The following is a 13,588-nucleotide window of genomic DNA, read 5'->3' as shown; positions in this document are numbered from 1 at the left end:
GTTCAGACTAGCGCATAAACGAATCATCTGAAGCCTCTCCGTCCCCGCATGTCGCCGTCGAATCAAGCAGGAGAACGGCAACGGACACCGCAGGGCACCTGGCGGGCAGGCCAGTCAATCGGCCTGTCTGCCAAGTGGCATCCCTGTCGGTGTCCGAAGCACACCCCTCGTGCTGCAGAGAGGGTGTGCCAGGCATCGTCCTGATGCCCATTGCCTGACTACTTCATGCACGTCCGGCATGCAGTCCTCTGTCAGGCGGGACCGATGCTACTCGTCGTGCAGGCCCGTCATGCCGAGCCCGTCACCGGCGATAGCGCCGATCATTCGTCGCCCATGGCCAGAAGAGACGCGTTGCCGCCGAGTGCCGTGGTGTTGATGGTACGGGTCTTCTCGGTGGCGAAACGGTGCAGGTAGTGGGGGCCGCCGGCTTTCGGACCGGTACCGGAGAAGCCCTGACCACCAAACGGCTGTACACCCACCACTGCGCCGATGATATTCCTGTTGACGTAGACATTACCAACACGAATTTTCTGTGCAACTCCATTAGCAAAACTTTCGTTTCGGGAATGCACACCGAAGGTCAGGCCATAGCCCAGGCCATTGATGGTATCGATGACCTTGTCGATATCGCCGCCTTTCCAGGTGGCGATGTGCAGGATCGGCCCGAACTGCTCGCTTTCCAGGCTGTCGATGCCGTCGATGCGCAGCGCGATCGGCGCGACGAAGGTGCCTTCGGCGGTGTGCGCCGGGTCCATGCTGGCTTCCGCCACCACGCGGCCCTGGGCACGATATTCCTCGATGTGCTTGAGCAGACCGGCGCGTGCCTCTTCATCGATGACCGGGCCGACATCAGTGCCCAGGTCGCGCGGATCGCCGATCTTCAGCTCATCCATCGCGCCCTTGAGCAGGCCGATGACGCGCTCGGCGACATCTTCCTGGACGTAGAGCACACGCAGGGCGGAACAGCGCTGCCCGGCGCTCTGGAAGGCGGACTGCACCACGTCATTGACGACCTGCTCCGGCAGGGCGGTGGAGTCGACGATCATGGCGTTGAGGCCACCGGTCTCGGCGATCAGACTCGGCAGCGGGGCATTCTCTCGTGCCGCCAGAGAGCGGTTGATGATCTGGGCTGTCTGGGTGGAGCCGGTGAAGCAGACACCGGTGATGCGCGGGTCGCTGGAGAGCACGCTGCCCACGGTCGGGCCATCGCCCGGCAGCAGCTGCACGACATCTCGCGGCATGCCGGCTTCACGCAGCAGCTCGACGACACGGTGCGCGACCAGCGAGGTCTGCTCGGCCGGTTTGGCGACCACGGTGTTGCCGGTGACGGCCGCGGCGACCATCTGACCGCAGAAGATCGCGACCGGGAAGTTCCAGGGGCTGATGCAGGCGAACACGCCCTTGCCGCCCAGCAGGATCTCGTTGTGCTCGCCGGTCGGGCCACGCAGGACGGTGGGGGCACCGAAGTCGGCACGCGCGCGGTTGGCGTAGTAGCGGCAGAAGTCGACGGCTTCGCGAATCTCGGCGATGCCATCGGTCAGAAGCTTGCCGCCCTCGCGGGAGCACAGGGTCATCAGCTCCGCGGTATGGGCTTCCATCAGATCGCCAAAGCGCTCGAGGATGGCGGCACGCTCCTCGACCGGGGTCATCTCCCAGCGCGGGAAGGCGGCCCAGGCGGCGTCGATGGCGCGGGAGGCTTCATCGGCGCTGGTCCACTGCACGTGGCCCACGGTGACGCGGCGATCGAACGGGCAGGTCACGGCCTGACGTCGTTCGGCATTGGCGTCGACATCGAAGGCCAGCTGCGGACGCACGTCGTAGGTGCTGTCCATGAACCTGGCCATCTCGTCCATCAGCGGCTGGTACTGGCTGTTGATGTTCAGATTGATGCCGCGTGAGTTGCGACGGCCCTCGCCATAGATATGCGGCGGCAGGGCGATACGCGGATTGTGGTAGGTCTTGAACTGGGACAGCGTGGTGACCGGGTGAACGCACAGGCTCTCGACCGGCACGCGCGGGTCGACCAGCTGGTGGACGAACGAGGAGTTGGCGCCGTTCTCCAGCAGGCGACGCACCAGGTAGGGGAGCAGGTCCTTGTGGGCACCGACCGGCGCATAGATACGGCACCAGGTCCCTTCGGGAGCGCGCTTGAGGGCGGCGTCGTACAGCGCCTCGCCCATGCCGTGCAGACGCTGGAATTCGAACTGGCGCGTCTCGCCTGAGTTGGCCACGTCCAGAATGGTGCTGATGGTGTGAGCGTTGTGGGTCGCGAACTGCGGATAGATGCGGCCACGGGTGTTCTCGGACAGCAGGAAGCGCACGCAGGCCAGATAGCTGACATCGGTGGAGGCCTTGCGAGTGAAGACCGGATAACCGTCGACCCCCAGCTCTTGGGATTCCTTGATCTCGCTGTCCCAGTAGGCGCCCTTGACCAGGCGCAGCGGGATCTCGTCACCCTGCAGGTCGGCGATGCGGTTCAGATACTGAAGCGTCGGCAGAGCGCGGGTGGAGTAGGCCTGCACCACCAGACCGAACTTGCCCCAGCCGCGGCAGGTGTCGCTCTCGTAGACGGCGCGGAAGACTTCCAGCGACAGCTCGAGGCGATCGACCTCTTCGGCATCGATGGTGATGGCGACTTCCAGTTCGCGCGCGATGCTGACCAGTTCGCGCACGCTGGCGACCAGCTCTTCCAGAATCTGCTCGCGACGGCCGAATTCATAGCGCGGGTGCAGGGCGGACAGCTTGATGGAGACCGACGGTGACGGCGTCGCGGCCTTCAGCTTGCGAGAGGTCTCGCCCACGGTGCGAATGGCGCGCGCGTAGTCATCGAAGTAGCCCTTGGCATCGGCACGCGTGCAGGCGGCTTCGCCGAGCATGTCGTAGGAGTAGGTGTAGCCCTTCTCGAACTGCGGCTGGGAGCGCTTGAGCGCTTCCTTGATGTCACGGCCCAGCACGAACTGCTTGCCCATGATCTTCATGGCCTGATACATGGCGCGACGGATGACCGGCTCGCCCATGCGGTTGACCATGCGATTGATGAAGGTCGCCGGCTTGCCGTCATTCTTGGGCAGATCCATCTTGATGACGTTGCCGGTCATCAGAAGGCCCCAGGTGGAGGCATTGACGAACCAGGACTCGCTCTGGCCGAGGTGGGATTTCCAGTCGGCCACGCCCAGCTTGTCCTCGATCAGCGCATCGGCGGTGTCCTTGTCCGGAATGCGCAGCAGCGCCTCGGCCAGGCACATCAGCAGCACGCCTTCCTGGGTGTCGAGGCTGTATTGCTGCAGCAGCTCGTCGATGGAATCGACGGCGGTGTCCATGGTGCGAATCTCGCGGACAAGCTCCGCGGCCTTGTCACCGACACGCTTGATGTCGGCATCGTTGACGTCCAGCAGCTTGACCAGCTCAGCCACGAAACCATCTTCGTCGACCAGATAGTGGTCGCTGACCCGTGAGAACAGCTTGCTCGGATCGCGCTGCCAGGTATTCGGCGCCAGAATCTCGTCGGCACGCAGCACCGTCTCGCCCAGCGGGCAAGCGGTACGCGGCGTTTCCTTGAGGGAATCGGACGGCTGGGTAGTGGCCGGAACGGCCGGAGTGACGGTGGTCATTGAGCAAACCCCCTGCTGCTGGGTGGCATTACGCCAGATAGGATTGCCGGGCACGATGCGCGAAGGTGATGCGAGGCGCATCCGGGCGGGACATCGGCACGTCTTGTTGGATACCGGTGAATGTAGGGTGGTGCAGGGGGGCGGGTCTTTCCAATTTCTCGGCTTCGCGTGTCAAATCCACGGGCGTAGCGTGAAACCTGCCGCTATCTGCGACCTTCGTCGAAAAGCATGACGTCAATTGACGCGAACTTGTTAGACCAAGGTCGGAGTGTCCTGTGTCAGATCCCTGACGGTCACGCTCGAAGGACAGCGCCCCTGGCCAGGGCTTGCGTCCAGGGCTTTTGTTCAGCGCTGGCGTTCAGGGCTTGTGATCAGAGGTGGCGCTCAGCGCTTGTGGTCAGAGCTTGCGATCGGGAGACGCTGGGTGGGGGCGTTCAGGACTTGCGCAGTGCGGAAGGCGGGAAACCGAGGTGCTTGCGGAAGGCGTGCGAGAGTGCGCTCTGATTCGCGAACCCGCAGCGCTCGGCAATCTGCGACAGGGAGAGGTCGCTGCTGTCCAGCAGATGGCGCGCTTCGTCCAAGCGGCGGCGCAGCAGGTACTGATAGGGCGAAAGCCCCGTCAACACGCGAAAGCGCTCACTGAAATGCTGTTCGGACAGGTGGGACTGACGTGCCAGATCCGCCACGCTCAGTCGGCGATGCAGGTTGGCATCGATGAAGCGGTTCAGAGCGACCAGATCCAGCTGGCGGCCGGTGCCGTTCAGGGCGCTCATCGGCTCGGCGATACGCGAGTTGAGACAGGCGAGGAAGGTGGCAGCCAGCAGGTCGCCGGGGGCCTGCTGGTAGTCATTGACCTCGGCGAGCATGAATTCCAGATAGCCGCGCAGCCGGGTATCCAGCGTGAAGAAGCGCGGGCGCTCGAACAGACGCTTCAGGTCACGATGCTGACCGGTCAGATAGGGCGCGTCATCAGGCAGGTCCAGAATCAACTGGCGATTCTCGCCGATGCCCGCGTAATAGTGCACGTGGTCTGCCGGCACGATACAGCCGGTCAGGGGGCGAATCTCGCCGCCCTGGCCTTCGATCTCGAATTCGGCCAGCCCATCCAGCCCGATCACCAGCTGGTGGTAGCTGTGATCATGGTGTTCCCGCAGGTTGGAAAGCGGGATCAGGCGCATCTCGCTGTTGACCATCAGGCGCGGGTCTCCGCCACGCCCGTGCGGGCGCGCAGGTGTCCCAGCAGGACGTTGAGTTCCTCACGGCCTTCGCGGGAGAACAGCGCGCCGCCCTGCGCCAGTTGCCAGGGTCTGGCGTGCTTGTCGAAGATGCCCTGACAGCGGCGGCGCAGGCTTTCCAGATATTCATCATGACGAATCGGGTAGCCGATCACGCTATGCCACTCGTTCTCGTTGATCTCGCCGCTGACCGCCTGATCCAGCACGCGGGCGATATCACTGAAATCGGTACGAAATCGCGGTGTGCGCGACATCATGAGCAGAGCGACAGTGCCGACGCTGACGATCAGGCAGACCACGAAGGTAATGATGAAGATGGTCATGAGCGAACCTTGTGCGGGCAGAGCCGAGGGAATGATGGGGCATTCTACCACGCCTGTCCGGCGCCATCGTCAGTCCGGCGTGTCGGGTGATGTTCTGTCTGGCAGAACGATATGGCATGATTCTCGCGACATCCGCAGGGTCATGAGTGACCCGTCCATCCAAGGGGAATGCCGAATCATGGCCAATCAACGCGTGGAATCGGTCGAGCGTGCCTTGACCCTGCTGGAAGCCTTCACCCCCGAGACGCCTCGTCTGACGCTCAACGAGCTGGCCCAGGCCAGCGGTTTCTACAAGAGCACGATTCTGCGTCTGATGGGCTCGCTCGAGCATTTCGGCTACGTGACGCGTGACAGCCATGGAATCTATGCCATCGGCGCGGCGCTTGGGCGCTTCGCCGAGCTGGCGCCCGGACTCGATGCCCGCGAGACCCTGCAGCGTGGCTGGCTGGCACGCCTGCATGCGGCCAGTGGTGAGACGGCCAGCCTGCTGCTGGTCGAGCATGGCCCGGCTGCGCAGGCGCGTCCCGTCGAGGGGCTGACCCGCCCCCGGCAGGCGATCTGTCGCTATGTTCGCGTCAGTGAGGCGCCGCTGCGCCATCAGCTGGAGGAGGGGGAATGGATCGAGGAGGCGCTATCCGCCTTGCTGCATCACTGCATCGACAGTGGCGAGATCGAGGTCGGTGAGGCTGCGGGGCTGACGGTGGCAGCCCTGGCCGTGAGCGTCGCCCCGCATCACGATGAAGGCTTGGGCCCGGCGGAAGTCATCATGCTCAGCGGCCCATCGGCTCGCCTGACGCCCGGCCAGGCACGGCAGCTGATGCAGGAGTGGCAGCAGAGCGCCAGGTGAAGAGGAGGGCTGAATGACACGACGCCCCCGCCGGGTAACCGGCGGGGGCGTCGTGTGGTTGGCCGTCTTCCCTTTGCAGGAAGCGCTTGCCTCAGGCGTCGGTGGCGGCCTTGGCGGCCCCCATGCGGCGACGCAGGATGGGGCCGACGATCACCGGCAGAAGCAGGCCGGCGATGGCGATGCACCACAGGGTCACGGCCAGGGGGCTGCCGATCAGGATGGTCCAGTCGCCGTCGGACAGCTGCATGGCGTGGCGCAGGTTCTTCTCCATTTCCGGGCCCAGCAGCATGCCCAGGATGACCGGTACCAGCGGGATGTCCAGCTTGCGCAGGAAGTAGCCGGCGACCCCGAAGGCGACCATGAAGTACAGGTCGAAGGCGGAGTGGCTGATGGAGTAGATGCCGACGAAGGCGACCATCGTCACCACCGGCAGCAGGTACTTGGGCGGCACGGACAGCAGCTTGACGAAGATGCCGACCATCGGAATGTTCATCAGCAGCAGGATGACGTTGCCGATCAGCAGTGCCGCGATCACGCCCCACACGATGTCACCGTGCTGGGAGAACATCAGCGGTCCCGGGGTGATGTTGAGCGAGATCAGCATCGCCAGCAGTACCGCAGTGGTACCGGAACCGGGCACGCCCAGTGTCAGCATCGGCACCAGGGCACCGGAGGCCGCCCCGTTGTTGCCGGCTTCCGGTGCGGCGACCCCACGCGGGTCCCCTTCACCGAAGTGACCTTTCTTGCCGATGATCTTCTTTTCCAGGGTGTAGCTGATGAAGCTGCCCAGCGAGGCCCCGGCGCCCGGCAACACGCCGGAAATGAAGCCCAGCACCCCGCCACGGAAGGCGGTCGGCAGGATGGCCACGATGTCCTTGAGCTTCAGGGTCATCTTGTTCATCGCGATCATCGCCTTGCCTTCCCCGGCGTGCTGCTCGATGAAGAACAGCAGTTCCGAGATGGCGAACAGACCGACGATGGCGATGATGAAGTCGATGCCTTCATACAGCTCGAGAATGTCGTAGGTGTAGCGCTGGGTGCCGGTGGAGGCATCGATGCCGACGGTGGCGATCATCAGGCCGATGGCCGCCGCCATCAGGGTCTTGACCGGGTTCTTGCCGGTGATGCCACCCAGGGTGGCGAAGGCCAGCACGAACAGCGCGAAGTACTCCGCCGGGCCGAAGGTCAGCGCGAAGCTGGCCAGCCACGGTGCCATCACGATCAGGCCGATGGTGGCGATCAGGCTGCCGATGAAGGAGGCGATCGCCGAGATGGCCATCGCTTCGGCGGCCTTGCCCTTCTGGGCCATCGGATAGCCATCGAGACAGGTCATCATCGCCGGCTCATCGCCCGGGATGTTGAGCAGGATCGAGGAGATGCGCCCGCCGTACATGGCACCGGCGTAGACCGAGGTCAGCAGGATCAGCGACGTCTCCGGGCTCAGGCCCAGGGTGAAGGCCAGCGGAATCAGGATGGCCACGCCATTGGCCGGGCCCAGACCCGGCAGGGCGCCGATCAAGGTACCGAGGAAGGCACCCAGCACGGCAAACATCAGATTTTCTGGCTGCAGGGCGATGCCGAAGCCCTGCATCAAGAAGCCAAGACTTTCCATTACGCCACCTCCAGAATGCCCAGCGGCAGTGGTAGCTCAAGCACGAAGTTGAACAGGGCGAAGACGACGATGCCGCCGACCAGCCCCGTGGCATAGGCCTTGAGCGGCGTGGCCCCCATGCGCCAGCACAGGGTGCCGACCGCAGCGGTGGTCGTGACGATGAAGCCCAGCGGCTCCAGCAGCGCGGTGTAGAGGCACAGGATCACGATCGCCAGCACCATCTCGGCGCCGGTGCGGCTCCACGGCCAGTGCTGGTCAGGGTCAGGCCGCAGGATCAGGTACAGACTGCTCAGGCCCAGCACGATGGACAGCACGGTAGGGAAGGTTTCAGGACCGATGGACTCGGCCCCACCGAAGGGTTCGGGGAACTGCTGGGCACCCCAGCCGTACGCGACGGCCAGGGTGAGCATCAGCAGACCAAAGATGCGGTCATTCATCAGCGAATCAGCCCAATGTCCTTGGAGAGCGTCTGGATGTCCTTGATCTGTGCCTTCACGAAGGCATCAAACTCGGCACCCGATTTGTGGAACGGTATCAGGCCGCTCTTGGTCATCACGTCCTTCCATTCATCGCTGGTGTAGACGTTGTCCAATGTCGTGGTCCAGTACTGCTCGGCGTCATCGCTGATGTCGGCCGGCATGTAGAAGCCACGCCAGTTGGGCGCGACGGCATCGATCCCCTGCTCGCGTGCGGTGGGGACGTCAGCCAGCTTGCCCGGCAGGCGCTCTTCGGAGAGCACGGCCAGTACCTTCAGATCACCGGACTCCATGAAGCCCTGGATCTCGGAGATGTCACCGGTGAAGGCCTGCACGTGGCCGCCGACGACCTGGGTAATCGCCTCACCGCCGTTGTTGTAGGACAGGTAGGAGACCTTGGGCAGGTTCTCGACACCGGCTGCCTGGGCGGCGATCAGTACCTTGAGGTGATCCCAGCCGCCTGCCGCACTGCCGCCGGCGAACTTGACGGATTTCGGGTCTTTCTTCAGCGCCTCCATCACCTCGCTCAAGGTGTTGTAGGGCGAGTCCTTGGCGACGGCGATGGCGCCGTAATCCGCGCCCAGTGCGCCGATCCAGTTGACCTGATCCTGATTCATGCCCGGGAACTGACCCTGAGCCAGACGCGTGGTGGTCGCGGTGGACGCGGCCACCAGCAGCTGCTCATCACCGGCGCGCTTGGAGACGGTATGGGCGAAGGCGACGCCACCACCGGCACCGGCCATGTTGATGGTCTGGACGTTGCCTGGCACGTATTCGAGATCAGACAGCAGCTTGCCGACGCTGCGGCAGGTGAAATCCCAGCCGCCGCCCGGGTCTGCCGGTGCGATGCAGTCGACCTTGCCCTTGGGCTCGAAGGCGAGGGCCTGGGCGGACATGGCGGTGACCACCGCGGCGGTCAGGAGTTTGAGAGACAGATGGCGTGTCATGGCGACCTCTGATGTCGTTGAGCTTGTTATTGGTATGCACTCTTTGCGCTGGCAGGACAGTGGCGGGCTTCGTCTCCCGGTTTCCTGTCAGCAACCTTACAGTTCTGTAAGGCAGAACTTTATTCTGTATGGTGAAATTAGTCCCCTCGGCCCTGCCTCGCAAGATCACCATTCGTCGCACCGACCTTGGTCGAAAGACGCCTCCCTGCACCAGAGCGGTGCATCGAAGGGACTTCGACGTTGTCCTGTTATCGGTCATGACGGCATGGCATGTCGTGAATGAGACCTCATGCGGCGTTGCAGCAACTGCAGCGCCGGCTGGCGAGGGCTAGCGTGTAGCCGAAGCCCGCCATCGCCTGACGACGAGCGAGGGGCAAGGAACAGGAGGCGTCATGGTCAAGGTACTGGGGGGAGTGTGGGCGTTGTTGCTGGGGATCGTGCTGATCATGCTCGGCAACGGCATGCACTTCACGCTGATCGGCCTGCGTGGCGCCATCGAGGGCTTCTCCTCGGCGGAGCTGGCGATCGTCACCTCGGGCTACTTCGTGGGGTTTCTCTCCGGGGCACGTTATACCCCGGTGCTGATCCAGCGGGTCGGACATGTGCGGGTGTTCGCCGCGCTGGGCAGTTTCATCTCGGCGGCACTGATCGCCTTGCCACTGCTCACCGAGCCCTGGGCCTGGACCCTGCTGCGCATGTTGATCGGCTTCTGCATGTCCGGCATCTATGTGACGGCGGAAAGCTGGCTGAACGCGGCGGCCAGCAACGAGACCCGTGGCAAGGTGCTCTCGGCCTACATGATGGCGCAGACCCTGGGCATCATCGGGGCCCAGGGCCTGCTGACGCTGGGGGATGCCGCGACTTCCGTGCTGTTCATCTGCGCCTCCATTCTCGTGTCGGTCTCCTTCGGCCCCATCCTGTTGTCGGCGGTCGTGGCGCCCGTGGTGGAAGTCTCGCGGGCCATGTCATTCGGTCAGCTGTTCCGGGCCTCGCCGCTGGGGGCCATCGGCATCTTTCTGCTCGGTAGCGTCTACGCCACCCAGTCGGGGATGGGCGCGGTATTCGGCACCCAGATTGGCCTCTCGGGGGCTCAGATCGCGCTGTTCATCGCCACGCTGTTCGCCGGCGCGCTGGTTCTGCAGACCCCCATCGGCTGGTTGTCGGACCGCATGGATCGCCGAGTGCTGATCGGGATTCTGGCCGCCGCCGGTGCAGCGTCCTGCGCACTGGGCTGGATGGCGGGAGATGCCCTGTGGCCGTTGATCGCCGCCGCGTTCCTCGCCGGTGGGGTGACCACGCCGCTGTATGCCCTGCTGCTGGCATTCACCAATGACTCGCTGTCTGCCGAGGAGATGCCGGGCGCCTCGGGCGGGCTTGTCTTTTCCTTCGGACTCGGCGCCATCCTCGGGCCGCTGGCGGCAGGGGGCGCGATGGAGATGCTCGACCCCCATGCCTTCTGGCTGGTGCTGGCCGTCACCTTCGTGGCCATCTCGCTGTATGCGCTCTATCAGGTCACCCAGAAGGCGAGGGTGCCGCTGGAGGACACCGACAGCTATCTGAATATCCTGCCGACGGCGTCACCGATGGCGGTGGAAGTGGCGGTGGAGTGGGCGCATGAACATGCCGAGGACGAGCAGGAAGCGCTGGCGGCAGCTGAAGCGGCCGCACAGGAAGAGGCCTTCGAACATGAACTGGAGGAAACCTTCGAGGAGGCGCTGGAAGAGGCTCTCGATGAGGCCTTTGCGGCCAATGAGACGCCAGTGGACGTTCAGGGCGCTGCTGATCAGAGCGCCATTGATCAGAGCGGTATTGATCAAAGCACTATTGAGCAGAGCACTATTGATCAGAGAGACGGCAGAAACCCCCCCGCCGCCGCGAAGTCAGATAGGACAGACTCCGCCGCGGCGGTGGGATCAGACGAGCCGGCGTGGCAGACATCTACGTCTCACGACGCGCTCAAGGCCCAGTGGCCGCCCTCCACGCCTTGAGATCCGCTCAGTGAGGGGCGCGTCTCACGCTTATCTGCGACGACAGGCCGTCACAGCAGGCCCAGCTCACGCGACAGTTGCTCCACATCGCTCACCTGGCGGGTGATGAAGGTCTCCAGCGCCTTGCCGGACTTGTGGAAGGGCATCAGGCCGTTGTCCTGCATCACCTGTTGCCACTCGGGCGTATCCGCCATGCGGTTGAGGGTCTGCTCCCACCAGGCAAAGGCGGCATCGGAGACGCCACCCGGCAGATAGAAGCCCCGCCAGTTGGGGGCTACCACGTCGATGCCCTGTTCGCGTGCGGTGGGAATGTCGCCGTACTGGCCGGGCAGGCGCTCTTCGCTGAACACGGCCAGCAGGCGCAGATGGCCTGACTCGACGAAGCCGCGGGCCTCGGTCATGTCGCCGGTGAAGGCCTCCAGGTGGCCGCCCATGACCTGGGTGATGGCCACGGAGCCGGAGTCATAGGCCAGATAGGGTAGGGCGCGCAGATTCTCGATTCCCGCCTCGCGTGCGGCCATCAGCACCTTGAGGTGATCAAAGCCGCCCGCGACATCTCCCCCGGCAAAGCGCACCGACTTGGGGTCTGCCTGCATGGCGCTCATCAGGTCGCCCAGGGACTGGTAGGGGGAATCCGCGGCCACCGCGATCACGCCGTAATCCGCGCCCAGCGTCACCAGCCAGCGCACGTCGTCCACCTTGCCGTCCTGATAGGCGTGCTGCCCCAGGCGAGTGGTGGTGGCGCTGGAGGCCGCCACGATGACCTGCTCATCGTCATGGCGTTTTGACTTCACGTGCGCGAAGGCAACACCCCCGCTGGCACCGGGCACATTCAGTGTCTGCATGCCGGCGGGAATCAGATTCTGCTCATCGAGAAGGCGTGCCACGCTGCGACAGGTGAAGTCCCAGCCGCCACCGGGCTTGGCGGGGGCGATACATTCAGTCTTGCCCCTGGGGGCAACGTCATCGGCCGCGCTTTCCTCGGCGGAGGCGCTCAATGGTGTCATCAGGCCAAGACTCAGCAGCAGGGCAGCGGGCAGGGCGCCGGCACGATGAGGCGCAGCAAGGCGAGAATGCAGGCGGCGCAGCAAGGTGCGGCGGGCAGGCAAGGTGGCGTACATGGCAGGGTGTCCTTGGGTGTTCAGCGTCGATCGTTATGGTTATGTAAGCCAGGGCGGCGTGTCTTCTGCGGCTGGCTTGCGTACTCGCGGGTTCTGGCATGGTGAGTCATTGCGAGAGTACGAATGAACGAAAATAGCCTATTTCGGCGCGCAGCGGAAAGGCGCAGGGCTGAGGCGTCCTGGCAGGAATCGGCATTTCCCCAAGCCTCTCTCCTCAATGTGGTCCCGGGATTGCTAGAATTGCGCCATCAGGCTGTGATGAACGTTTCGCGATCTCCCAGCCGCCGCCTTTCATTGAGGAGACGGGCCATGACCCTTACCCCGCGCATGCATGACTTTCTCGCCCGCCTGCCCAAGGTGGAGTTGCACCTGCATATCGAGGGCTCGCTGACCCCTGCGCTGATGTTCGAGCTGGCGGCGGAGCAGGGCATCGCCTTGCCCTATGCCACTCTGGAGGAAGTCGAGACGGCCTATGACTTCGCGGATCTTCCCGCCTTCCTCGCGCTCTACTATCAGGGCATGGGCGTGCTGAATGACGAGTCGCATTTCTACCGACTGGCGCAGGACTATTTCCGCCGCGCGAGTGCCGATGGCGTCAAGCATCTGGAGCTGTTCTTCGACCCCCAGGCGCATCTGTCACGTGGCGTGAGCCTGGCCACCCAGTTCGCGGGGTTGGAGCGCGCCTGTCGTGAGGCAGTGAAGGAATTCGATATCACCTCGGCACTGGTGCCGAGTTTCCTGCGTTGCCACTCCGCGGAATCTGCACGCGAACTGTTCGAGGCACTGATTCCCTTCGAGTCACGCTTCGTGGGGGTCGGGCTGGACAGCGCCGAGATCGGCAACCCGCCGGAGAAGTTCACCGAGGTCTTCCAGCTGGCGGGGGAGCGCGGCTGGCACCGTGTCGCGCACGCCGGCGAAGAGGGGCCGGCTGCGTACATTCGCACCGCGCTTGAGGTGCTGGGGGTGGAGCGTATCGACCACGGCGTGCGCTGCCTGGAAGACCCGGCGCTGGTCGCGGAACTCGCCGAGCGGCGTATCCCGCTGACGGTGTGTCCGCTCTCCAATGTCGCGCTCAAGGTGGTGGAGCGCATGGACGACCACCCGCTGCCCAAGCTGATCGATGCGGGCCTCAATATTACCCTCAACTCGGATGACCCGGCCTATTTCGGCGGTGGCATGCTCGACAACTTCATCGCCGTGCAGCAGGCGCTGGATCTCAGCGAGACGCAGTGGCTTACCCTGTGCCGCAATGCCATCGACGCCGCCTTCCCGCAGCGCGCCGAAGGCCTCGGCATGAGTGACACCCGCCGTGATGTGCTGCTCGCGCAACTCGACAGCTGCGTGGCGTGACGCAATTAACATTGACGCTTGAATACTGAATGTAATCAACGGCTTGGCCATCAACATCGCCAGCATGACGCCGCCTGC

The 13,588-nt window shown here is 64.1% G+C and carries 10 protein-coding genes; 3 read left to right on the top strand and 7 right to left on the bottom strand.

The window, feature by feature from the left end:
• Positions 1-320 precede the first annotated feature (320 nt).
• The 3 genes from putA to HXS66_RS01225 all read right to left on the bottom strand — a co-directional run bounded on the left by putA (position 321) and on the right by HXS66_RS01225 (position 5,169).
• Positions 321-3,611: a bifunctional proline dehydrogenase/L-glutamate gamma-semialdehyde dehydrogenase PutA gene (putA, locus tag HXS66_RS01235; RefSeq protein ID WP_176502696.1), complete on the bottom strand. Its 3,291-nt coding sequence runs from the start codon at positions 3,609-3,611 to the stop codon at positions 321-323.
• Between the two features lie 434 nt (positions 3,612-4,045).
• Positions 4,046-4,804 (bottom strand): AraC family transcriptional regulator, encoded by a 759-nt coding sequence (locus HXS66_RS01230; RefSeq protein ID WP_077372614.1) that lies wholly within the window; start codon positions 4,802-4,804, stop codon positions 4,046-4,048.
• Positions 4,804-5,169, bottom strand: coding sequence for a hypothetical protein (locus HXS66_RS01225; RefSeq protein WP_077372617.1), 366 nt, complete (start codon positions 5,167-5,169; stop codon positions 4,804-4,806). Before HXS66_RS01225 ends, HXS66_RS01230 begins: the two co-directional genes overlap by 1 nt.
• Before the next feature lie 178 nt (positions 5,170-5,347).
• Between HXS66_RS01225 and HXS66_RS01220 the strand changes: the two genes are divergently transcribed.
• Positions 5,348-6,016, top strand: a complete 669-nt coding sequence (locus HXS66_RS01220) for a helix-turn-helix domain-containing protein (protein WP_176502695.1) — start codon at positions 5,348-5,350, stop codon at positions 6,014-6,016.
• 91 nt (positions 6,017-6,107) lie between these two features.
• Here HXS66_RS01220 and HXS66_RS01215 read toward each other — a convergent pair whose 3' ends face one another.
• The 3 genes from HXS66_RS01215 to HXS66_RS01205 are packed head-to-tail and all read right to left on the bottom strand — an operon-like array spanning position 6,108 to position 9,051.
• Positions 6,108-7,628: a tripartite tricarboxylate transporter permease gene (locus HXS66_RS01215; RefSeq protein WP_077372623.1), complete on the bottom strand. Its 1,521-nt coding sequence runs from the start codon at positions 7,626-7,628 to the stop codon at positions 6,108-6,110.
• The gene (locus tag HXS66_RS01210; protein WP_077372626.1) at positions 7,628-8,065 is read right to left on the bottom strand and encodes a tripartite tricarboxylate transporter TctB family protein; all 438 of its coding nucleotides are present in this window, start codon (positions 8,063-8,065) and stop codon (positions 7,628-7,630) included. Before HXS66_RS01210 ends, HXS66_RS01215 begins: the two co-directional genes overlap by 1 nt.
• Entirely contained in the window at positions 8,065-9,051 is a 987-nt protein-coding gene (locus HXS66_RS01205) for a tripartite tricarboxylate transporter substrate binding protein (RefSeq protein WP_176502694.1), read from the bottom strand. The genes HXS66_RS01210 and HXS66_RS01205 overlap by 1 nt, the downstream gene beginning before the upstream one ends.
• A 392-nt stretch (positions 9,052-9,443) precedes the next feature.
• Here HXS66_RS01205 and HXS66_RS01200 point away from each other — a divergent pair, with 392 nt between their 5' ends.
• Positions 9,444-11,039, top strand: coding sequence for an MFS transporter (locus tag HXS66_RS01200; protein ID WP_176502693.1), 1,596 nt, complete (start codon positions 9,444-9,446; stop codon positions 11,037-11,039).
• 50 nt (positions 11,040-11,089) lie between these two features.
• Here HXS66_RS01200 and HXS66_RS01195 read toward each other — a convergent pair whose 3' ends face one another.
• Positions 11,090-12,160 (bottom strand): tripartite tricarboxylate transporter substrate binding protein, encoded by a 1,071-nt coding sequence (locus HXS66_RS01195; protein ID WP_176502692.1) that lies wholly within the window; start codon positions 12,158-12,160, stop codon positions 11,090-11,092.
• A 309-nt stretch (positions 12,161-12,469) separates the two neighbouring features.
• On the opposite strand from HXS66_RS01195, the gene HXS66_RS01190 reads away from it, so the two are divergent.
• A complete protein-coding gene (locus HXS66_RS01190; RefSeq protein ID WP_308477989.1) occupies positions 12,470-13,510 on the top strand; it encodes an adenosine deaminase in 1,041 nt (346 codons plus the stop codon).
• The last annotated feature ends 78 nt before the right edge of the window (positions 13,511-13,588 follow it).

The sequence above is a fragment of the Cobetia sp. 5-11-6-3 genome, assembly GCF_013374055.1.
In the GTDB taxonomy this organism is placed as follows: domain Bacteria; phylum Pseudomonadota; class Gammaproteobacteria; order Pseudomonadales; family Halomonadaceae; genus Cobetia; species Cobetia marina.
The sequence above is the reverse complement of the archived record's forward strand: the minus strand, read 5'-3'. Positions and strand labels throughout refer to the sequence as shown.

Excerpts from the sequence above, each read along its gene's own strand:
- putA (WP_176502696.1), bottom strand. The coding sequence starts at position 3,611 with ATGACCACCGTCACTCCGGCCGTTCCGGCCACTACCCAGCCGTCCGAT.
- HXS66_RS01230 (WP_077372614.1), bottom strand. The coding sequence starts at position 4,804 with ATGGTCAACAGCGAGATGCGCCTGATCCCGCTTTCCAACCTGCGGGAA.
- HXS66_RS01225 (WP_077372617.1), bottom strand. The coding sequence starts at position 5,169 with ATGACCATCTTCATCATTACCTTCGTGGTCTGCCTGATCGTCAGCGTC.
- HXS66_RS01220 (WP_176502695.1), top strand. The coding sequence starts at position 5,348 with ATGGCCAATCAACGCGTGGAATCGGTCGAGCGTGCCTTGACCCTGCTG.
- HXS66_RS01215 (WP_077372623.1), bottom strand. The coding sequence starts at position 7,628 with ATGGAAAGTCTTGGCTTCTTGATGCAGGGCTTCGGCATCGCCCTGCAG.
- HXS66_RS01210 (WP_077372626.1), bottom strand. The coding sequence starts at position 8,065 with ATGAATGACCGCATCTTTGGTCTGCTGATGCTCACCCTGGCCGTCGCG.
- HXS66_RS01205 (WP_176502694.1), bottom strand. The coding sequence starts at position 9,051 with ATGACACGCCATCTGTCTCTCAAACTCCTGACCGCCGCGGTGGTCACC.
- HXS66_RS01200 (WP_176502693.1), top strand. The coding sequence starts at position 9,444 with ATGGTCAAGGTACTGGGGGGAGTGTGGGCGTTGTTGCTGGGGATCGTG.
- HXS66_RS01195 (WP_176502692.1), bottom strand. The coding sequence starts at position 12,160 with ATGTACGCCACCTTGCCTGCCCGCCGCACCTTGCTGCGCCGCCTGCAT.
- HXS66_RS01190 (WP_308477989.1), top strand. The coding sequence starts at position 12,470 with ATGACCCTTACCCCGCGCATGCATGACTTTCTCGCCCGCCTGCCCAAG.